21 protein-coding genes are annotated in these 20,784 nt (G+C 54.0%); 14 read left to right on the forward strand and 7 right to left on the reverse strand.

Translation table 11 applies throughout. The features are described 5' to 3' along the window. The first annotated feature begins 563 nt into the window (after nucleotides 1–563). Nucleotides 564–1,673 (forward strand): SDR family oxidoreductase, encoded by a 1,110-nt coding sequence (locus tag Dpoa2040_RS07530; protein WP_168640879.1) that lies wholly within the window; start codon nucleotides 564–566, stop codon nucleotides 1,671–1,673. A 405-nt stretch (nucleotides 1,674–2,078) separates the two neighbouring features. Here the strand turns inward: Dpoa2040_RS07530 and Dpoa2040_RS07535 are convergent, their stop codons facing one another. Then, the gene (locus tag Dpoa2040_RS07535) at nucleotides 2,079–2,906 is read right to left on the reverse strand and encodes a hypothetical protein (protein WP_168640880.1); all 828 of its coding nucleotides are present in this window, start codon (nucleotides 2,904–2,906) and stop codon (nucleotides 2,079–2,081) included. Nucleotides 2,907–2,958: 52 nt separating this feature from the next. Between Dpoa2040_RS07535 and Dpoa2040_RS07540 the strand changes: the two genes are divergently transcribed. Further along, nucleotides 2,959–3,099 (forward strand): hypothetical protein, encoded by a 141-nt coding sequence (locus Dpoa2040_RS07540; RefSeq protein ID WP_155683841.1) that lies wholly within the window; start codon nucleotides 2,959–2,961, stop codon nucleotides 3,097–3,099. 150 nt (nucleotides 3,100–3,249) lie between these two features. Here Dpoa2040_RS07540 and Dpoa2040_RS07545 read toward each other — a convergent pair whose 3' ends face one another. After that, a complete protein-coding gene (locus Dpoa2040_RS07545) occupies nucleotides 3,250–3,705 on the reverse strand; it encodes an NUDIX domain-containing protein (protein ID WP_168640881.1) in 456 nt (151 codons plus the stop codon). A gap of 304 nt (nucleotides 3,706–4,009) precedes the next feature. On the opposite strand from Dpoa2040_RS07545, the gene Dpoa2040_RS07550 reads away from it, so the two are divergent. Beyond that, nucleotides 4,010–6,271 (forward strand): molybdopterin-dependent oxidoreductase, encoded by a 2,262-nt coding sequence (locus Dpoa2040_RS07550; protein ID WP_168640882.1) that lies wholly within the window; start codon nucleotides 4,010–4,012, stop codon nucleotides 6,269–6,271. Nucleotides 6,272–6,358: 87 nt separating this feature from the next. Here the strand turns inward: Dpoa2040_RS07550 and Dpoa2040_RS07555 are convergent, their stop codons facing one another. Then, nucleotides 6,359–6,892: a TIGR00645 family protein gene (locus tag Dpoa2040_RS07555; protein WP_168640883.1), complete on the reverse strand. Its 534-nt coding sequence runs from the start codon at nucleotides 6,890–6,892 to the stop codon at nucleotides 6,359–6,361. 64 nt (nucleotides 6,893–6,956) lie between these two features. Further along, the gene (locus Dpoa2040_RS07560) at nucleotides 6,957–7,232 is read right to left on the reverse strand and encodes a hypothetical protein (protein WP_168640884.1); all 276 of its coding nucleotides are present in this window, start codon (nucleotides 7,230–7,232) and stop codon (nucleotides 6,957–6,959) included. A 391-nt stretch (nucleotides 7,233–7,623) separates the two neighbouring features. On the opposite strand from Dpoa2040_RS07560, the gene Dpoa2040_RS07565 reads away from it, so the two are divergent. From Dpoa2040_RS07565 to queF, 3 genes are read left to right on the forward strand one after another with little or no spacing between them, the layout of a single operon-like run. Then, complete coding sequence (locus tag Dpoa2040_RS07565; protein WP_168640885.1) at nucleotides 7,624–8,238, forward strand: helix-turn-helix transcriptional regulator; 615 nt, start codon at nucleotides 7,624–7,626, stop codon at nucleotides 8,236–8,238. 14 nt (nucleotides 8,239–8,252) lie between these two features. Continuing rightward, nucleotides 8,253–9,128 (forward strand): queuosine precursor transporter, encoded by an 876-nt coding sequence (locus tag Dpoa2040_RS07570; protein ID WP_168640886.1) that lies wholly within the window; start codon nucleotides 8,253–8,255, stop codon nucleotides 9,126–9,128. A gap of 5 nt (nucleotides 9,129–9,133) precedes the next feature. After that, a complete protein-coding gene (gene queF, locus Dpoa2040_RS07575) occupies nucleotides 9,134–9,976 on the forward strand; it encodes an NADPH-dependent 7-cyano-7-deazaguanine reductase QueF (protein WP_042868837.1) in 843 nt (280 codons plus the stop codon). Here queF and Dpoa2040_RS07580 read toward each other — a convergent pair. Next, nucleotides 9,951–10,904: a LysR family transcriptional regulator gene (locus Dpoa2040_RS07580; RefSeq protein ID WP_168640887.1), complete on the reverse strand. Its 954-nt coding sequence runs from the start codon at nucleotides 10,902–10,904 to the stop codon at nucleotides 9,951–9,953. The two genes, queF and Dpoa2040_RS07580, sit on opposite strands and share 26 nt — an antisense overlap. 120 nt (nucleotides 10,905–11,024) lie before the next feature. On the opposite strand from Dpoa2040_RS07580, the gene Dpoa2040_RS07585 reads away from it, so the two are divergent. Continuing rightward, nucleotides 11,025–12,140: a tartrate dehydrogenase gene (locus Dpoa2040_RS07585; protein ID WP_168640888.1), complete on the forward strand. Its 1,116-nt coding sequence runs from the start codon at nucleotides 11,025–11,027 to the stop codon at nucleotides 12,138–12,140. 93 nt (nucleotides 12,141–12,233) lie between these two features. Here the strand turns inward: Dpoa2040_RS07585 and Dpoa2040_RS07590 are convergent, their stop codons facing one another. Further along, nucleotides 12,234–12,857, reverse strand: a complete 624-nt coding sequence (locus Dpoa2040_RS07590) for a hypothetical protein (RefSeq protein WP_168640889.1) — start codon at nucleotides 12,855–12,857, stop codon at nucleotides 12,234–12,236. A gap of 261 nt (nucleotides 12,858–13,118) precedes the next feature. After that, nucleotides 13,119–13,196 carry a stress response protein AzuC gene (gene azuC, locus Dpoa2040_RS18515; protein WP_227983215.1) on the reverse strand — a complete coding sequence of 26 codons (78 nt, stop codon included), beginning with the start codon at nucleotides 13,194–13,196 and terminating at the stop codon, nucleotides 13,119–13,121. 344 nt (nucleotides 13,197–13,540) lie between these two features. On the opposite strand from azuC, the gene Dpoa2040_RS07600 reads away from it, so the two are divergent. The 7 genes from Dpoa2040_RS07600 (at nucleotide 13,541) to Dpoa2040_RS07630 (ending at nucleotide 20,736) form a co-directional block, all read left to right on the forward strand. Then, on the forward strand, nucleotides 13,541–14,734 hold the full coding sequence (locus tag Dpoa2040_RS07600) for a multidrug efflux MFS transporter (RefSeq protein WP_168640891.1): 1,194 nt from the start codon (nucleotides 13,541–13,543) through the stop codon (nucleotides 14,732–14,734). Nucleotides 14,735–14,878: 144 nt separating this feature from the next. Continuing rightward, complete coding sequence (locus tag Dpoa2040_RS07605) at nucleotides 14,879–16,159, forward strand: ABC transporter substrate-binding protein (protein ID WP_168640892.1); 1,281 nt, start codon at nucleotides 14,879–14,881, stop codon at nucleotides 16,157–16,159. 58 nt (nucleotides 16,160–16,217) lie between these two features. Next, entirely contained in the window at nucleotides 16,218–17,090 is an 873-nt protein-coding gene (locus Dpoa2040_RS07610) for a carbohydrate ABC transporter permease (protein WP_168640893.1), read from the forward strand. Next, the gene (locus tag Dpoa2040_RS07615; RefSeq protein ID WP_168640894.1) at nucleotides 17,087–17,914 is read left to right on the forward strand and encodes a carbohydrate ABC transporter permease; all 828 of its coding nucleotides are present in this window, start codon (nucleotides 17,087–17,089) and stop codon (nucleotides 17,912–17,914) included. The genes Dpoa2040_RS07610 and Dpoa2040_RS07615 overlap by 4 nt, the downstream gene beginning before the upstream one ends. A 9-nt stretch (nucleotides 17,915–17,923) precedes the next feature. Then, a complete protein-coding gene (locus tag Dpoa2040_RS07620) occupies nucleotides 17,924–18,985 on the forward strand; it encodes an ABC transporter ATP-binding protein (RefSeq protein WP_168640895.1) in 1,062 nt (353 codons plus the stop codon). Next, nucleotides 18,975–19,742, forward strand: coding sequence for an MBL fold metallo-hydrolase (locus tag Dpoa2040_RS07625; protein WP_042868820.1), 768 nt, complete (start codon nucleotides 18,975–18,977; stop codon nucleotides 19,740–19,742). The genes Dpoa2040_RS07620 and Dpoa2040_RS07625 overlap by 11 nt, the downstream gene beginning before the upstream one ends. Continuing rightward, nucleotides 19,735–20,736, forward strand: a complete 1,002-nt coding sequence (locus tag Dpoa2040_RS07630) for a LacI family DNA-binding transcriptional regulator (RefSeq protein ID WP_168640896.1) — start codon at nucleotides 19,735–19,737, stop codon at nucleotides 20,734–20,736. Before Dpoa2040_RS07625 ends, Dpoa2040_RS07630 begins: the two co-directional genes overlap by 8 nt. Nucleotides 20,737–20,784 lie beyond the last annotated feature (48 nt).

Genomic DNA, 20,784 nt, shown 5'->3' on the forward strand with positions numbered 1-20,784 from the left:
GTCATATGGCCGTATAACCGGGCGGGGTTCCTGCACATAGCGACTTCGTCTGGTATGTTCTGCCAGGTTTTATACCCAAAATAATTCGAGTTGCAGGAAGGCGGCAAGGGAGTGACAAATTCGTTGGGAACGAATTTGACCAGCCAACGGCTGGCCTCCGGTGAGAGACAAGATGTCTCTCATTTCATCCCGATGAGCTTACTCAGGTAAGTGATTCGGGTGAGCGAACGCCGCCAACACACCTGCAACTTGAAGTATGACGGGTATATCCATTAAAAGACATTTCATATTTACCTTAATCCACCATTATTTTTTGCTGTCTATGCGTTTCCCCCACCCCCATCATTTGGCCGGTGACAATTGAAAATTCCACTTAATATTTGAATAAAAATAAATAATTAGAAAAAATCACAACAGCACAAAAAAGCTAAACAGAGAGACAACAGAACGAGAAATGTTGATTATGAAATTGAAAACCTGGAACCTCATGAAATAGAATGTCACCGTTGTACCTGAGTGCGATTCATACAACACTACCCTTTACATAAAATGGTCTTAACATTATGAAAAAAATCCTCATCACCGGGGCCACCGGTTTCCTGGGCGGTGCGATTATGGAAAAAGCGCTTCAGGACAAGCAGATTGAAAATATATTTATGCTGGTCAGAGCTGAGACTAAACAAGATGGTCTTGAACGAATCTTAAATAACCTGCGTAAATTTGATATTTCGGAATTATCATTATCTCGTTTAACACAAGATAATATTATTATTGGCGATTTGGCCGAACCTGCCTCTTTCCTTCAGCATCCAGCACTGGATAGCATCACGCATGTCATCAACAGCGCAGCAATTGCCTCTTTTGGCAATAATCCGTTGATCTGGAAAGTGAATGTAGAAGGCACACTGGCGTTTGCCAAACGCATGAGCCAGGTTAAATCACTGCGTAAATTCATTCAGGTCGGCACTGCAATGTCCTGCGTACCGGATCAAGACCAGGTGGTGGTGGAATGCGGCCAGTTGGATACGGAAAAATCGCACATCGTCGAATACACCCTGTCCAAAGCTACCATTGAAAACCTGATGCGTGAGCACTGTCCGTCCATGCCGCTACTGATTGTGCGCCCGTCTATTATCGTCGGCCATTCGCGTCTGGGCTGTAAGCCTTCCAGCAGCATCTACTGGGTGTTCGAAATGGCGATGAAACTGAAGAGATTCATGTGCTCGCTTGATGACAAAATCGACGTCATCCCGGTGGATTTCTGCGCTGAAGCAATCCTGATGCTGCTGAACTCAGAACAGGCGGTTAATGATATCTACCATATTTCCGCCGGCGAAGCTTCCAGCGTAAGTTTCAGCGAAGTGGACCAGGCAATGGCACTGGCAGCGTCGCGTCCTCCTATGGGGGAAGACTACCGCCAGGTGAGTTATCACGATCTTATCAAGCTGCGCAGCAGCTTCAGCGATCTATACGGACCTTGCAACGAGCGCCTGATGCTGCGTGCGATGCGTCTGTACGGTTCGTTTGCCCAGTTAAACGTGAAGTTCAGTAACCGCAAACTGCTGCAACTGGGCATGAAAAACCCGCCGCGCTTTACTGAATACGTGGATAAGTGTGTGGAAACCACCCGCCAGTACAGTGTGCCAGAACTGATGACGGTAGATTTTAAATAATCTCGTTCACCACCCAGCCCTGCTGTCACCGCCGGAGATAGCAGGGCAAGTACAGATTAAATCAGACCATCTTCCCGCGTTTTACTACTCATTAATCCGCTTTGTATCGATAAATCTGTTTAGTATCGACCAGTAAAGAAATATCTTTTCGATAATAACCGACAAAAAACAGCTGCCGCAAAAAACATTCCCGCAAAGAAAGAAATACAAAAATGAAACAGCGTAACGGATAATATTAATCCGACACCGTATTACAAATCGGATTGAAAATAGATAACCTGCTGCTTATAAAACAGTTACCGAACCCATTCTAAAGCAAAAATAATGTTTTAATGATTGCCTCGGCAATCATTAAAATAACGCCCTGCAATTGGCAGGGCGTATGAGTTATCAGGCAAGGATATTTCACGCCTCATTGATAGGCTGGCGGGAGCCAGGGCAAACCAGTTGCCTGCTCTTAATGTGATACATCTCCAGATTGGGCCGCAGGAAAAACGCCATTTCCCACGGGTTCTTATTGATGAACGCATGACGAACTTCTTCAAATAACGGCGTCGCCGGGTCAATCAGATGCGCATCACCTTCAATCAGGGTGTAATTCCATTCGATTGAACGCTCAAAAGTGTAATGTGAGCGCTCATCCATAGCGAAAAAGCAGTGTGGGTTACGTTTAAGCAGTTTGGATTTGAACGTTTCCGGAAAGGTAATCAGGAAAATATCGTCCTCGACGGAGGAGAGAAACGCCAGTACCGTGGTATGCGGCTGCTGCTCCGCCATCGTCACCAACACACCGACTTTATTGGTAAAATCTTTACGCTCGGTATCCGGCAGTGCGGTCATCGATGTAAACGGCACGGGTCGTTCAGGCCGATTATCGGTTGGGAACACATAGCCCGGCTCACGAATATCCACGACCGGCGTGAAGCCATGCAGCAACTGGCATTCGCGCGGCGCCAGAATCACCCAGTCTTCATCCACGCTGACGACCCGGCCTTTATACGACGCACGATATACAGAAATATTGGCGTCAAACTCATCAACACCGGTGCGATTATCAAGGTGCACCGTCGCTAAATCCCCTACCGTCAGCTCATGTCCTTTCGGGAAAAACACCCGCAGGCTGTTGTCGGCACGCGGATAAACCCCGCAAATATGAATTACCACATTTCCTTGTTGGTAACAGGCCAGCACCCCCAGCACCTGTTTGCCCAGATACGTCGTCAGAAGACTCATGTTGCAGCACCTTAATTTATTATTTTCGTACCGAATACGTCAGGCTATGGCTATGTGTAAAGCTAAAGCCGCCGTTAGCGTCGGCTGGCAGAACGTGGCCCGTCAACCGCCATTGTCGTTTCCACCCTATGCGAGCAACAGATTGACTGTCAAGGCGTTTAGGGTCTTTACCACCGTACTGATTGATGTGTGAATTTCACTCACATGTTCGTGATTTTTTCGTCAGCGATCTTCATTCGGCACTCAGGTATGTCCGCCTCAGAAAAACCAATAAACACGATGAGGCGACATCCTGATGTTTCTCCAATAACCGGGATGTATATCGGTAAACGCTGTCCGTACGCTAACGCGGCGATGATGGTAATGACAAAAAATACTCAAGATAGTCGCGGTACTCATCACCCAGTGTCGGTAACGCCTGAAGATCGAAGAAACGTACATCGTGCGATTCAGTTTTATCTACCACGATATCTCCCTGCCAGTCACGGGAGACATACAAGGCCGTGATGACGTAGATTTGGTCCTGATTCGGTAAGGTAAAAAAGTGCCTGGGACCAGAGAACATTTTCAGAAAATCGAGTGAGTTCAGTTGCAAGCCGGTTTCTTCGCGCACCTCCCGGATCGCCGCCTCCTCCAGCGACTCGCCCAGCTCCAGCAAACCACCGGGTAACCCCCAAAAGCCCTCCAGCCGATGCTGTAGCAATACGTGTCCGCACGCGTTTAGCACAATCACGTTAGATCCTGCCAGCATTAACGGACGATGCCCAATCAGCTGGCGCATTTCCTGCACATAATTCATTGCGTTCTCCTCCTGATTCACTCCTTTCGAGCAAGGTACTGCTGGTGCATGACAGTAGTGTGAGCAAGCTGCTGTCATGACCGCGGCTTGCTCTGGTAGCCATGCCAATCGAGAGCGAAGCCTCCGTCAGACTGTATCACAGCCCGGAAATAACACCGTTATGGCCCGATATAACACATGTCTGATTGGAATAAGAGCTGACTGGTCTGCTCCGTAGCAGACTTGTATGATGGCAAATAAATAACAGGCTACCTAATAGGTTAGCCCTCATCTATACAGGCACAGCCTGCCCACCGAGGATGTTATGACAATCAAGCGTTATCCACATCTCGCCCATTGGGGCGCATTCACCGCAGTCGTTGAGGACGGTCGGCTTATCCGCTGCGAACCGTTTGCCAGCGATCCAGACCCGTCGCCCATGCTTGATTCCATCGTACCACTGGTCTATTCCGACAAGCGTATTCGCAAACCGGCGGTGCGCCGCTCCTGGCTTGCGAAACGCGAACACAGCGACCGCACGCTGCGCGGCAAGGAACCATTCATCGAGGTGGAATGGGATCTGGCGTTGGATCTGGTGGCGGAAGAAAACCGCCGGGTACGTGATCGCTACGGTGCTGACGGCCTGTTCGCCGGGTCATATGGCTGGTCTTCCGCCGGACGTTTTCATCATGCCCGCTCACAAGTGCGGCGTTTCTATTTCTCCGGCGGCGGCGCAGTAGACCAGACCGGCAATTACAGTTGGGGAGCCGCGCAATTTTTCCTGCCATATGTGATAGGCACTTTCCACCCGTTGACCGGCAAAGTCACTGAGTGGCGTAGCGTGGCGGATCACTGTGAGCTGTTCATTGCCTTTGGCGGACTGGCGCTGAAAAACGCTCAGGTAGCTTCCGGCGGTGCCGGGCATCACACGCTAAAACCGGCGCTTGAGAAACTGGTAGCGCGCGGCATTCCGGTTATCAACATCAGCCCGATGCGGGAGGACTGCCCGGCGTTCGTCAACGCAGAGTGGATTCCTATCCGCCCAAATACCGACGTGGCGCTGATGCTGGCGTTGGGCTACGAGATCCAACGACGGGACGCGGAAGATCACGATTTTCTTGCACGCCACTGTGTCGGTTACCCGCAATTGCGCGATTATCTCACTGGCCGCAGCGACGGCATCGCCAAAACCCCGGAATGGGCCAGCGCCATCACCGGTATCCCGGCGGCACGCATCGAAAAACTGGCTCAGCAGTTGATCGGCATACGCAGCTTTATTACCTGTTCTTATTCAGTACAACGCGCCCATCGTGGCGAGCAGCCTTACTGGATGATGATTGCGCTGTCCGCCATGCTCGGCCAGGTAGGATTACCCGGCGGCGGCTTCTCTTTTGGTCACGGTTCGATGAACAGCGTCGGCAACGAGCGCATGACATCGCCCGCGCCCGCGTCGCCCTCCGTTCCCAATCCCGGCCAGTCGATTCCGGTCGCACGTATCGCCGACATGTTGCTGCACCCCGGCGAAGCCTACACCTTCTGCGGCGAGCAGCGTACTTACCCCGATATCCATCTGATTCACTGGGCCGGCGGCAATCCGTTCCACCATCACCAGCAGCTCAACCGACTGGTGGAAGGCTGGCAGCGCCCGGATACGGTCATCGTGCAGGATATCGTCTGGACTGCCGCCGCGCAGATGGCCGATATCGTGCTGCCTGCCACCAGTTCGCTGGAAAGAAACGATATCGGCGGTTCCTCACGTGACCGTTTCGTGTTCGCCATGCATCAGGCGATTGCGCCGCAGCATCAGGCCCGCCATGACTACGACATCTTCAGCGAACTGGCCCAGCGTCTGGGCTACGGTGAAACATTCACCCACGGAGGCCGTACCGAGCGGCAGTGGCTGGAATCAATGTACCTTGCCTGTCGGGAACGTCAGGGCCGTGCCGGCGAAGCATGGCCTGATTTTGACGGTTTCTGGCAACAAGGGTACGTAGATATTCCGATGGATGACCAACCGTTCGTGTTTTTCGACGCATTCCGCCGCGACCCGACGGCTCATCCGCTCAACACACCCAGCGGTAAAATCGAGCTATTCAGCAGCACCATCGCCGATTACTGTTACCCGGATTTCGCGCCGCACCCGCAATGGCAGCCACCGGTGGAATGGCTGGGCGCTGAAGCCACACAACGCTGGCCGCTGCACTTTATCTCCATCCAGCCGGCTGATCGGCTGCACAGCCAGCTCGGCAGCACACCGCACGTCGCCGCCAACAAAACTGCCGGACACGAAACCCTGTACATGCACCCTCAGGACGCCGCCGTGCGCGGCATTCACCACGGTGAGAGGGTGGAAGTACGTAATGAACGCGGACGCATTTACGCCGGGGTGGAGGTGACCGACGGCGTCACGCCGGGGGTAGTGATCATGGCGACCGGCGCCTGGTTTGATCCGGGTTTCGGTCAGGCGCAATGGCACGCGGTGGAACAGTCCGGCAATGCCAACGTGCTGACCCACGATATCGGCACATCACCGTTAACCCAGGGCCCCAACGCCATGAGTTGTCTGGTGGACGTGATCGCACTCTGAAGCCACTTACGATAAGCAGAAAAAACGCGGCGGAAGAAAAAACGCCCCCGGTGGTCGGGGGCGCTTCATATCAACATACCGTTTTCATCAATGCTTATCGTGAGCGTTATCAGCACCGTGATGGGCATGATGGTCGTGACGAGACAGCCAGTCCAGATAGCCCATCACAAAAGCAGACAACACAAACGTCAGGTGGATTATCACATACCACATCAACTTGTTGTCCGGCACGTTTTTGGCATCCATAAACACCCGCAGCAAGTGGATGGACGAAATTGCCACGATCGAGGCCGCCACCTTGTTTTTCAACGAACTGGCATCCATTTTTCCCAGCCAGTTCAGTTTCTCCTTGTCCTCGCCGATATCCAGTGCCGATACAAAGTTTTCATAGCCGGAAAACATCACCATGACCAGCAGCCCGCCCACCAGCGTCATATCCACCAGTGACAGCAGTGTCAGGATCAAATCAGATTCTTCAATGGAAAAAATGTTCGGCAGAACCAGCCAGATTTCTTCAAAGAATTTGATAGCCAGCGCCAGTAATCCCAGCGACAGCCCCAGATAAACCGGAGCCAGCAGCCACCGTGCAGCGTACATCGTATTTTCCAGAAAACGTTCCATAGCGCCTATCAGGTACAGGTTTGAGAGAAATGCATAATAACGAAAAACGCCGCAAGGGTGTTATTCAATTGTTTATCGATATAGTGTGTTGATTTTTAATAACATTAACCACATTTCGCCACATTATACCGACAATTGCCCAGACGCAGCCACGCAGCGCCAGAATCAACAAACGGTACTCATCTTCGCGCCGCTGCCATATGGCAACAGTGATATCACGCTGGAACCAGAGGAAAAAATCATACCAGCAAGCTAATAAAACAAAAACGCTGCGCATAAGCGCAGCGTCATAAAAGGGAAAATACGGCGTATTTTCTACGCCTCCCTGAAGCGATAACACATCCGTTCTCGGTTCCCTGGTGTCGGATGTATGACTATTTACGTCAGTGACGTCAGAAACAATAATTAGTCTATTTAATTATATCTTATGGTTATTAGCGATTATTCGCGTTATGCACATTAATTAATTTCATTAAACCTTATAGCAATAAAAACAGGCAAGTCAACAAATTAATATACAAATTATGATCTTTAATGTTCATTTTTCATAGCTCCCTTACAGGAACCAACAATCCACTGAATAAATCCATACGATTTCTCTCGTTTTTTCCCGTCTCAACCGCCCACGACACGCCAGGATAGCTAACTTTTTCTACCTGATGGGGATAGGTGAAACTAACGCGTTATCGTAAGATGAACCTGTCTGAGAACTGACCTGAGAAGGGACGCCCATGAAAACAACCAATGCTCAGCGCAAAACCAATATCATTAAAAATATTGAATATCTGATGCGTACCAGAGGCGAAACCAAAGCCTCATTTTCTAATCGTACAGGTGTAACACGTACCACTATCTACAAAATTCTTGAAGGTAGGGTCAATAAGGTTCAGCAATCTACCATCAATCGCATCTCCGACTTCTTCGGCGTGTCCTGCGAGGAAATTGAAGATTACGATCTGGAAAAGGTTGAACGTCTGAACAACACCATCTCTTTTGACGGGAACAAAAATCCGGCGGCAATTCCTGTTATCCCACAGTCACAATTATTATCAGTACGGCAACACAAGATTGGCCAGTTAGTGGTTCAATATCCATTAACCTGGTTTTTCGCAGAAGAAGCCAACATGGTGGCGGTGAAGGTCGAATCACCGATTGGTGATATCTTCAATCCCGGCGCGTTGCTGCTCATCCGTAGGCCGCCGGCGCTGGTACCCAATACGCCGATGCTCTGCCACTCTCCTGCTGCGGGATTTTTCATCGAAACCCCGGATTCGCTGGACATAGCGGACAAAAAGCGCCCGGAGGACACCATCCTGCTGGGTTATATCATAGAGGAAAGGATATAGAGGAAAGGATATAAATGGATGCAAACAAGAAGTTCAAGCTGCTGGGGTTCAACCACAGCGGCGAGTTGTCCGCTAATATCATGGTGTTATCGACCGGCAAGATGATCCACATGGATCTCAAGGAGCTGGTTGATAGCGAAATCTCTGATGATCTGAGTCGGCACGAACTTAATGCATTGTACAAAAAGCTCTACGCCGGCAAAGACATCACTACCGCCTATGACATCAGCGACAGGAACGAACGCTCCTGGTATGCCTACCTTCTGATCACGGTGATGTTAAGCGTCATCTATATTTTTTCGAACGTCGCCGGTTCCAAACCCATTTTCATCCCCTCGCTGAACATGGTGGTTCCAGTCGCAATATTTATCTATCCCTTCACCTTCATACTGGTAGATATCCTCAATGAATTCTACGGATTACGTCTTGCCCGGCGTACCATTTACGTCGCGTTCTTCTCCAACCTGTTCTTTGTGCTCAGCTTGTGGTGCACCAGCCTGATTCCCAGCCTGCCGGAATGGGAATTTGGGAAAACGTACAATGGCATAACTGAAAGCATCATGTCCGTGCTGGTCGCCTCATCGCTGGCTTACCTGATCTCTGAAAACATCAATGCCTGGGTGCTGCACAAAATCAAGATCATGACCAAGTCCCGCTATTTGTTCATCCGCGTGATCACCAGCACCGTTACCGCCTCTGCCGTCGATAGTGTGATTTTCTGTATCATTGCGTTTTATAATGTGCTGAGTTTTGACGTGATCCGCACCATGATCCTGTCACAATTTCTGATCAAAGTGGTGTATGCGGTGTTGGGCGTCGGCCCTATTTACGGTACCCGCAGGCTGTTCAGAAAATACATTCATGCCGTACCCGTACCAGCAAGGAACTGAGCGATATGCATATTACAGAACACGATAGCATTACCCATCTGGGGGTGCGCTCCAGCTACCCGGACAAATACGACCCGACACTGCTGGAAGCGCTGCCGCGCGCTCGTGGCCGTGACCTTATCGGCCTGACCGGGTCAGCCCTGCCGTTTGACGGCTACGATTTGTGGACCGCCTTCGAACTGTCGTGGCTCAACCGTAAGGGAAAACCGCTGGTGGGCATCGCCGAATTCATCATCCCGGCCAGTTCGGAAAACCTGATCGAGTCCAAATCATTCAAGCTGTATCTTAACAGCTTCAACCAGACCCGTTTTCAGGATATCGGCGAAGTACACGCCACGTTAATCAAGGATCTGTCCGCCGCCGCCAACGGCGACGTCAAGGTGACGCTGTACCCAGGGCTGACCGGCTATCCGTCACAGATCGACACCCTGCCCGGCATCAACATTGACGAGCTGGATATCGAAGTGAACGATTACGGCTTCAATCCCGATTATTTGCAGCACGCGGTGCGTGATAATGCGCCGCACGTTAGCGAAACGCTGTGCTCCAACCTGCTGAAATCCAACTGTCTGGTTACCTACCAGCCGGACTGGGGTAGCGTGGTCATCAAATACGAAGGCCGGCAAATCGACCAGGAAGCGTTGCTGCGTTACCTGATCTCATTCCGCCAGCACAATGAATTCCACGAACAGTGCGTTGAGCGCATCTTCAATGACCTCAAACGTTACTGCCAGCCGGAAAAATTGACCGTGTTCGCCCGTTATACGCGTCGCGGCGGTCTGGACATTAACCCGTTCCGCAGCGACTTCGAAACTGAAGCCGCTACCGGTCGTCTGGTTCGTCAGTAATGCCCTGCGCCTCTCCATCGTCGGGGAGGCGCAGCCCCTCACCTTGCGGTAAATACTGTTTCAACCAGGCGATAAACGCCGAAATACGCGCCGGTACATGCCGACGCTGCTGATAAACCGCGTAAATATCCGCTTCCGGCATGATGTAATCCGGCAACAGCGCCACCAGTTCACCGCTGACCAGCCAGGGGCGCACATCCCACAACGAACGCAAAATAATGCCGTGCCCGTCCAGCGCGTAGCGCATGATCACCTCGCCATCGTTGGCGGAAAGATTGCCGAAAGCGCGATGGGTAAACTCGTGGCCATCACGATAAAAACGCCATAAGCCGTAATCGCTCTCATACTGACGCAACACCAGACAATTGTGGTCGGCAAGGTCAGCCACTGTCTTTGGTGTACCACAACGTGCCAGATACACGGGTGAGGCACACAGTACTCGCGGGTTTGCCATTAACCGATGTGCGACCAATCGGGAGTCTGGCGGTGCACCGAAGCGAATATCAATATCGACACCGGCATCCAGCATATTGAGTGGCTGGCTGGTGAGCTGCAACTGCACTTCCAGTTCCGGGTGCAGGCGGGCAAATTCGGAAATCAGCGGCGCGATATGCCGGCGCCCGAAACCGAACGATGCATTCACGGTCAACCGTCCGCGCAGCGTCAGTTGGTTACGGCGCACCTGACTTTCCAGTTCCTCTATTTCATGCAAAATCGGCAACGCACCGTCAGCGTATAACTGCCCTTCCGGCGTCAAATCCAGCCGTCGGGTAGTACGCCTGATCAGTTGCACCCCCAGCCGTTGATCCAGTTGCGTCAAACGCTTACTGACAGCCGGCAGCGACAGACCACTTTCACGCGCCACCGCCGTCAGGCTACCGAGCGCGGCGATGCGGCTGAAGAACAACAAATCATCGATTGAACGCATTTATTCTTCTCTTTTATTCAACAATGCCTTTACCGGAAGCGAAATTGTTTACACCAAATAGAGTAAATACACTCTCTGTTATCCGAGTGCAATCGTTCAAAAAAACGTTCAGGAGTTGTCATGTCTCAACCACATTACCGTATCGCCGTTATTCCCGGCGATGGCATCGGCAAGGAAGTGATGCCAGAAGGGGTACGGGTACTGAGCCGTACTGCCGAGCTGTTTAATCTCAAGCTGGAGTGGGAATGGTTTGATTTCGCCAGCGCCGATTACTACCTCCAGCACGGCAAAATGATGCCGGATAACTGGTTTGCGCTGCTCAAAGGCTTCGATGCCATCTACTTCGGTGCAGTGGGCTGGCCGGAAGTGGTGCCGGATCATGTGTCGCTGTGGCAGTCGCTGCTGTTATTTCGCCGTGAATTCGACCAGTACGTCAATCTGCGCCCCTGCCGCCTGATGCCGGGTGTGAAAGCACCGCTGGCTGGCCGCCAACCCGGTGATATCGACTTTTACATCGTGCGTGAAAATACCGAAGGCGAGTATTCCAGCGTCGGCGGTAAGATGTTCGCCGGCACCGAACGCGAAGTGGTGATTCAGGAAACGGTGATGACCCGTGTCGGCGTCGATCGCATCCTCAAATTCGCCTATGAACTGGCGATGCGACGCCCGAAAAAACACCTGACCTCAGCCACAAAATCCAACGGCATCGCCATCACCATGCCTTACTGGGACAGCCGCGTCGCCGAAATGGGTACCCACTATCCGGAATTGAAGGTGGACAAATACCACATTGATATTCTTACCGCCAACTTCGTGCTGCACCCGGACTGGTTCGACGTGGTGGTCGCCAGCAACCTGTTCGGCGATATTTTGTCCGACCTTGGCCCAGCTTGTACCGGCACCATCGGCATTGCGCCGTCGGCCAACATCAATCCGGACCGCACGTTCCCCAGCCTGTTTGAGCCGGTACACGGCTCAGCGCCAGATATCGCCGGCAAAGGCATCGCCAACCCTATCGGTCAAATCTGGTGCGGGGCGATGATGCTGGAACACCTGGGTCATTACGACGCCAGCGCGGCGGTACTCAGTGCAATTGAACGTGTGCTGGAACAAGGGCCGGAAAATGCACCGTTAACACGAGACCTTGGCGGCAGCGGCAGCACGGCGGCGCTGGGTAAGGCGATTGCACAGGCATTGAGCCGCTCACCACATCAAAATGAAGTAAAAGCAAGGTGAATCAAAACCGAAAAACATGAAAAGGCCGCTGTCATAGCGGCCTTCAGACTATCACAAGGTAAATATTGCACGTTTACGTAGGTTGAAGTTACATCAGGCTGCTGATTTGTCTCGTTTGCGTTCAGCCACCAGTACGACCCCTTTTCGTGATTCATTCGGCGCAAGGCTCCAGATGTCGCTCTCCGGGATACTGTGTCCATCGTATCGGACACGTTCACCATCATACGGCCAGAAAGCACGCCGTTCTGAGTCAAACACAAACACATCAATGCCAATCTCTTTACGTGCCATACGCGCCCACAATGCCTTCCCGCCAGGGAATTGAAGGTTATCACTTACCAGCACAATACCGTCATTAATGAGTGCTTTATACATAGCACTGGCGACATTGGCATTTCGTTCGCGCTTGGTGACAATCACGCCTTCAACCTGCGCAGAATGCGCATTCATCGGCTGCAGATTCTCGTAATAACCGATGACAGCCAGAATGGTTTCGGTTTCATCGTCGCTGTTACGGGATTTCAGGTCAATCTTTGCTACCACAACATGCCGTAAATCACCAGCAACGTCATCGGGTTCGCCATATATGGCAACGGCATGGTGTTGATCATTGTGAATATAAATATCCACAGCTCGACCGTTTACACTCGTTTCGCCAATTTTCCGGTATTCCCGCGCCATAGTGGCAGGGCTATATGACATAGGAATAATCGCCATATCAAAACTCCCGCTATCGTTGAGAACTGGTGACATTGTAAGCATAGCCTGTTGTAGTTGTTGGGATTGATAATATCAAACATCATGCCTATCTATTAGCCATTTAAGCGAGAGTAGCAAAACGCGCGTGTTAACGCTGCGTCCGACCATAACGCAATAACCCAGGAGCATATACATAAGATGAATATGTTCATACCCAACGAAAACAAGAAGGCCGCTGTCATAGCGGCCTTCTGTTTAATTCTGATCTGCTCAGAGCAATTAATGCATACCACCCAGCGGGATGTCTTTATAGGCATTGATATAAGCGACCAGAAGTTTTTTCAGTAAATTACGCATGTTGATCACCTTGGTTGACGAGAGAATTTGTGAACTTTCTGGTAAAAGATTGTACGTTTTGTTGAATGTCAGCGCAATGTTTTTGTGATTCAAATCACAAAAACATCATATGATACTCTGACCTTCCCGATTTACCCCGCAATGCAACCTGGTCAACCGGTTAATCCTGTGCAGCGTCGTTGCAACCAAAAGCATATGAATAACCGGGTTTGGATTATTCTTTGATCTATAAAATTATTTCCCGGCTAAGACAAAAGCCGCCATACTAGTCATGCCGCGTCATTCAGTGCGGCACTGCCGCGGGGGGCGCCCCACCCTTTCACTGACGATGTAAAACCTGCCCTATGGAAACCTGGAAACTCAACCTTTTCTCCGCCTGGCTGGGATGCTTTTTTACCGGCATGGCCATGAGTCAGATATTGCCGTTCCTGCCGCTCTATATCGAACATCTCGGCGTCAGCGATCACACAGCCCTTAATTTATGGTCAGGACTGGTGTTCAGTTCGGCATTTTTGGTTTCAGCCATTGTTGCGCCGATATGGGGCAGTCTGGCTGATCGCAAAGGCCGCAAGCTGATGCTGCTGCGCGCTGCGCTCGGCATGTCGCTGATCATGGGGCTACAAGGCATGGCGACCAATGTCTGGCAACTGTTCATGCTGCGTGCACTGATGGGGCTGACCTCCGGTTACATTCCTAACGCCATGGCGCTGATTGCCTCGCAGGTGCCGCGCAATCGCAGCGGCTGGGCGCTAGGCACGCTATCCACCGGGCAGGTGGCAGGCGTGCTGATTGGCCCATTACTCGGTGGTTTCATGGCCGATACCATCGGCCTGCGCATGGTGTTTTTCGTTACCTCCGCCATGCTGTTTATCTGCTTTCTGATTACGCTGTTCGCCATCCGCGAAAACGCGATTACCGTCAGTAAAAAAACACAGCTCAGTGGCCGGGCGGTATTCGCCTCGCTGCCTTATCCGCTACTGATTATCAGCCTGTGCTTCACCACGATGATGATTCAGATGGCGAACGGTTCCATCAGCCCAATCCTGACGCTGTTTATCCGTGACCTCACTCCCAGCACGGATAACATCGCCTTTATCAGCGGCGTTATCGCCGCCGTGCCGGGGGTGTCTGCGCTGTTATCAGCCCCTCGTCTTGGCCGCTTAGGGGACCGCATTGGCTCTCAACGGGTGTTGATCGTGGCGCTGTTTTTGTGCGCACTGCTGTTTTTCCTGATGTCGGCGGTGCAAAGCTCGGTCCAGCTCGGTCTGTTGCGCTTCGCGCTGGGGTTCGCCGATGGCGCGCTGATGCCTGCCGTACAGGCGCTGCTGGTGAAATACAGCAGCCAGCAGGTCACCGGGCGCATTTTCGGTTATAACCAATCCTGTATGTATCTTGGCAACGTGGTAGGGCCGCTGCTCGGCTCTACCGTTTCCGCCACGCTGGGTTACCGCTGGGTGTTTATGGTGACTGCAATGCTGGTCGTGATTAACGGCATCCAGTTGATGGTAAGTTTCGCTCGTCTGCCGAAAAAAGCCTGACCGTTTTCCGGGAAGCCGGGCTTCGGCTTCCCGTTTTCATCACCGCATCTCAGATTATTCATACGGCTTTCATGTTTCTGTCATTCTCATCGCCAAAGATAACGCCTGTGCAAACGTATGCACTCCTGACAAAAGGCGCTCACTATGTTTGGCAAAAATATGTTTGGCAAAAATACATCTGGCAACACCACTGGTTCACACAGCAAACACTCCTTTTCCCGCCTGCTGCTCGCCGCCGGTCTGGCCTGCAGCATGGCATCGCAGGCTGCCGACCTGGTCATCGCCGGACGCGATGACGTTTACGGCAAAGCACTCGACAGCACGCTGGCCCGTTTCCAGCAACAGCACCCTGGCAAGCAGATCGAACTGCTGAAACTGCCCTACGCCAACCTGTATGAAAAACTGGTGATTTCCCTGCGGGAAAACGCCTCATCCTACGACCTGATGTTGATGGACGACAGCTGGAGTCCGGAATTCGCCGGTAACGGCTGGCTGCAACCACTGCCGGAAAGCCTGCAAAGCAGCGACTTCATTCCTGCGGTACTGAATGTCTCGCGCGTGCCGGAAAACAGCGGCTCGGCGTACAGCCTGCCGGTAGTCGGCAACGTGGCGATGTTCGCTTATCGCCAGGACCTGTTCGATAAACACCAGCTCAAAGCGCCCGCCAGCTGGGATGCCGTATTAAGCGATGCCAAAACCCTGCAACAGCAGGAGCCAGGCGTCTCCGGCGTGGTGTTCCGCGGCATGAAGGGCAACCCGATTGTGTCCGGCTTTATGCCGATGCTGTGGGCCTACGGCGGCAATGTGGTCACCAATGGCAAAGCCTCGCTGGACTCTGCGCAAGCACTACAGGCACTCAATACCCTCAAGGCGCTGAAAGCCTTCGCGCCGACCGGGGTTGAGGTGTACAACGCCGCCGATGTCCGTCAGGCGATGGAGCAAGGTAAAGCGGCGATGGCGATCGAAGTATGGCCAGCCTGGGCTTCGACGCTGGACGACGCAGATAAATCCAAAGTGGTCGGCAAAATGACGCTGCAACCGGCACCGGGGCAGAACGCCGGTCCGTCGCCGATGCTGGGTATCTGGCAGATGGCTATCGCCAAAAACAGCCAGCATAGCGAACTGGCACAGCAGTTTCTGAGCTACCTCACCAGCGCGGAAAACCAGAAAGCGCTGGCGCTGGAACTGGGACTGCCGCCAACCCGTCGCAGCGTCTATCAGGATGCGCAAGTGGTGCAGAAATACCGCTGGTATCCGGCACAGTTGGCGGCGCTGGAAGCGGGCAAGGCGCGTCCGCGCATTCGCAACTGGCAGGAAGTGGAAAGCATCCTCGGCGACTACCTGCAACTGGCGTTGATGGATCAGATGCCGGCACAAGTGGCGTTACAGCAGGCCAATCAGAAGATTGCGCAGGTACTGAAGTAACCAGCACAGAAACCACCGTTGTCGGGCGGGCTACGGCCTGCCCACTCAAGGACACCCCATGCATTTTGATTCCCGCTGGCAACGCTGGCTGCTGCTGATGCCCGCCGCCTTGCTGTTGCTACTACTGACGCTCTATCCTATCGGCCAGATGTTGCTTTACTCCTTCAGCAAGGTGGATTACGCCGCTGCCAGCCGCAGTTGGGTAGGGCTGGAAAATTACCGCCAGCTGTTCGCCGACTGGTTCTTCACCACCAGCCTGAAAAATACCCTGCTGTTCTCGTTCGGCAGTTCGTTGCTTCAGGTGCTGCTGGGGCTGGCACTGGCGTTGTTGCTGTACCGCCATTTTCCCGGTCGCCAGTGGGTGCTGAGCCTGCTGATTTACCCGATGATGATCTCCACGCTGGTGTGCTCGGCTATCTGGCGCGTGTGGTTTCATTACGATTTTGGTCTGCTGAACAATTGCCTGACCGCGTTGGGGCTGATGCCGCAGCCGTGGCTGTCCAGCCCGCATCTGGCGCTGTGGTCGCTGATGCTGGTGGATATCTGGCAGTGGACGCCGATGGCTTGCCTGATAATCCTCGCCGGGTTGCAGGGCATCCCCAAAGACGTGCTGGAAGCGGCCGAGAGCGACGGCGCCAATGGCTGGAAACGGCTGTGGTACGTCACGCTGCCCTTGATCCGCCAGCCGCTGATGCTGGCGCTGCTGCTGCGCTCCATCGACACCTTCAAGCTGTTCGACAAAGTGTACGCCCTGACCGGCGGCGGCCCCGGTTATGCGACCGAAACCCTGTCGCTGTACATCTATCAGCAAGGCTTCAAGTTTTTTAATCTGGGACTCGCCAGCGCGGGGGCGGTCATCATGTTGCTGTTCGCCGCCGCCATGAGCCTTATCTACGCCTGGCAGTTACTGCGTGGAGGGAAAACGGCATGAGACTCCGTTACTGGCTGACGGCACTACGTGCCCTGGCGCTGGCTATCGCGTTACTGTTTTTCACCTTACCGATCCTGTGGATGGTAGCGGCGGCGTTTAAGTCTACCGCCGAATTCACCAGCCTTAGCAGCCCGTTCTGGCCGCAACAGTGGACGCTCACGCACCTCAAGAGCCTGCTGGAGAACGGCGCCGTCGCACGGCTGTTTAATACCCTGTGGGTCGCGGCGGGTGCCACGGCGCTATCGCTGCTGACCGGGTTTATGGCCGCCTATACGCTGGCGCGCCACCGCTTTCCGGCGCGGCTCGACAGCCTGTTCCTGCTGCTGGTGCTGTTGATCAAGATGATGCCGCCAATGGTGGTGGCTATTCCGCTGTATTCGTTGCTCAAATCGCTGCATCTGCTCAACAGTCTGGCCGGACTGATGCTGGCTTATCAGGTCTATACCCTGCCGTTTTGCATCTGGATGTTGCTCAGTTTTATCCGCGACGTGCCGCTGTCGCTGGAAGAAGCGGCGGCGATGGACGGTGCCGGGCTGTGGCGTCGGCTGCGTTACATCGTGCTGCCGGTGTGCGCCCCCGGTCTGGTCGCTACGGCGATCTTCACCCTGATCATGGCGTGGAACGAATTTCTGTTCGCCTTGCTGTACCTGCAAACCCCTCAGCAGTTCACGCTGCCGCTGTTTATCGCCAACTTCATGACCGAAAACCAGATCTACTGGGGAGAACTGATGGGCATCGGGTTGCTGTCTTCGCTGCCGGTGCTGCTGGTGGCGGGTTTTGTTCAACGTTATTTGCTGCGCGGCTTCGCCGTCAGCCAGAAATAGGACTTGCGGATGAGTGAATTACGATTACATCAAGTCGCCAAGCACTATGGTCGTCAGCCGGTACTGCACGGCATTGACCTGCATATCCGCCAGGGGGAATTGGTGGTGTTCGTCGGCCCATCAGGCTGCGGTAAATCAACGCTACTGCGTACCATCGCCGGGCTGGAAGCACAGGATAGCGGCCAGATTCTGCTGGGCGGCGACGATATCTCGCGCCAGCCGCCGGGACAGCGGGAAATGGCAATGGTGTTTCAGTCTTATGCGCTTTATCCGCACATGACGGTAGCGGAAAACATGGGTTTCGCGCTGAAAATGGCGGGCGAACGGCATCACGTGATTGAAGAGAAAGTGGCGCAGGTGGCGGAGATGCTGCAACTCACACCGTTGCTGAACCGCAAACCCGGTGCGCTTTCCGGCGGCCAGCGCCAGCGAGTGGCGATTGGCCGCGCCATCGTGCGTAAACCACGCCTGTTTCTGTTTGATGAACCGCTGTCTAATCTGGACGCCAAACTCCGCACCCATACCCGTGTGCAGTTAAAAGCACTGCATCAGCAACTGGCCGCCACCATGATTTACGTCACCCACGATCAGGTGGAAGCAATGACGCTGGCCGACCGCATCGTGGTGTTGCATGAAGGCCGTATCGCACAGGAGGGAACGCCGGAAGAGCTGTATCACCAGCCTGCCAACACCTTCGTCGCCGGGTTTATCGGCACGCCGGAAATGAACTTTTTTCAGTTGTCGCCGAGGATTACCCTGTCGCCGTGGCTGCAACGGCTGGTGCGTGATGAACGTGCCGCGACTCTCGGTATTCGCCCGGATGCCTTTGAGATTGCCGACGGCGTCCCAACCTTTCAGGTTGATCTGGTGGAAAACCTGGGCGCGCAGTATCACCTGCATGGTCACCTTATCCACTCCCCCGGTATCACGCTGGTGGTAGAAAGCCGCACTACGGCGCGTATCGGCCAGGAATTAGCGTTGCAGGTAATGCCGGAACGCTGTCACTGGTTTGATGCAGAGGGTAAACGTTTACCAACTACCCGGCAGCAGGAGAACGCCTATGGAGCTTGATATTCTCGGCAGCGGTGAGGCCTACGACAGCCAACGGGTCAACGCCGCAATACGGGTCAGCGAGCGCGGGTTCCAGTTGCTGGTGGATTGCGGTCCGACCGTGCCGCAAGCACTGTGGCAACGCCAGAGCGCACCGGACGACCTCAACGCCATCTACCTGACCCACGCGCACCCCGACCACGCACTCGGCCTGACGACCTGGCTTAACTGGTGCGAATCCTGCGGGCGCACCGCACCGCTGACGATTATCGCACCGCGTCAGCAACTGCCGCAGTTGCAGCATCTGGCGGATTTCGCCTTCTGGCCCACAGCCAAACCACTGTTTACCCTGCACTGGCAAGACAGCGAGAGCCTGAGCGAACTAGGCCCGTGGCGTTGTCAGACCGCACCGACCCGTCACTCAGTGCCCAACCGTTCACTGTGGCTCAGCAGCGCACAGGGTTCGCTGTTCTACAGCGGCGACGGTCAATTGACGCCTGCGGGCGCCGCCCTGCTGGCGCAGGCGGATCTGGCGCTGGTGGAGTGTTTTTCACCGCAGTCAGCGGACAACCCTTACCACGGTAACTGGCCGCAGGTACAAACACTGATGCGTAAACCGGGCGCGCCGTTGGGCCTGTACCACGTACAACAGTCGCAAAAAGCGGCACTGCGACAGATTATCGCTGGCTCGTCCGGCGTATTTCTGCCGGAACAGGGCGACCGGGCACAGTGCCGCGATGGCTACTGGCAGCTAATCAAGGGACCATGGCATGAATAAGACGCGCATCACCTCGATTGACGTCGCCCGCTACGCCGGCGTTTCACCCTCAGCGGTGTCACGCACCTATTCCGCGCCAAACAAGGTCAGCCAGGCAACCCGTTCGAAAGTGCTGGCGGCGGCGGATGCGCTGGGCTATCGCCCGAATGCACTAGCACGGGCGCTGGTCAATTCCAGGCGGCAAGGCTCCGGTATCGTGGCGGTGGTGATGGGCGAGTTCGACAACCCGTTCCAGCCCTGGTTGTTCCATCTGCTGACGCAGGCTCTGCAACAACACCGTCTGGTGCCGATGCTGGTCAGCGTCACCGAACACGATGACATTCGTGCCCGGCTACAACAGGCGCTGTCGTGGCAGGTGGAAGCGGCGATCATTTCCGCCGGTAGTCTGTCACGGGAGACCACCGAGCGCTGTCTGGAGCTGTCGCTGCCGATGGTGTTGATGGGCCGCGAGGATCAGCGTGAAACCGTCACGGCGGTGCTGTCCGACAACCGGCTGGCGGGCGAACTGGCAGCCGACCACCTGATGTCACAGGGGCTGACCCGGCTGGCGTATATCGCGGGTCGTCGGGACGGACAGGCATCACTGGAACGGCTGGCTGGTTTTCGCCAGCGTCTGCTCAGCCGTGGTCTGCCGGAACCGATTGTGGCCGATAATCCGGATTATGCTTACCACAGCGGCTACCGCGCCATGTGCTGGTTACGGCAACAGCACCCGGCGGTGGAAGGCGTGTTTTGCGCCTGTGATGCATTGGCCTTTGGCGCACTGGATGCGCTCAGGTTAAACGACGGCCCCGTCTGTAACGTGCCAGTCTGTAAAGTGGTAGGTTGCGACGATACGCCACAGGCCGCCTGGGAAGGTTACCGCTTAACCACGGTGCGTCAGCCGGTGGAACAGTTGGTAGAGCACGTGATCCGCCATCTGCAACGGGGGCTGAGCGGCGAAGCACAACACGGCGACACCGTTCGCATTAAGCCAACGCTTATCGTGCGTTAGGTTAACGGTTATCGGCGCTCGTCGTCGCCCGATAACCATATTCCCTTG

The organism is Dickeya sp. CFBP 2040, from assembly GCF_012273755.1.
In the GTDB taxonomy this organism is placed as follows: Bacteria; Pseudomonadota; Gammaproteobacteria; order Enterobacterales; family Enterobacteriaceae; genus Dickeya; species Dickeya poaceiphila.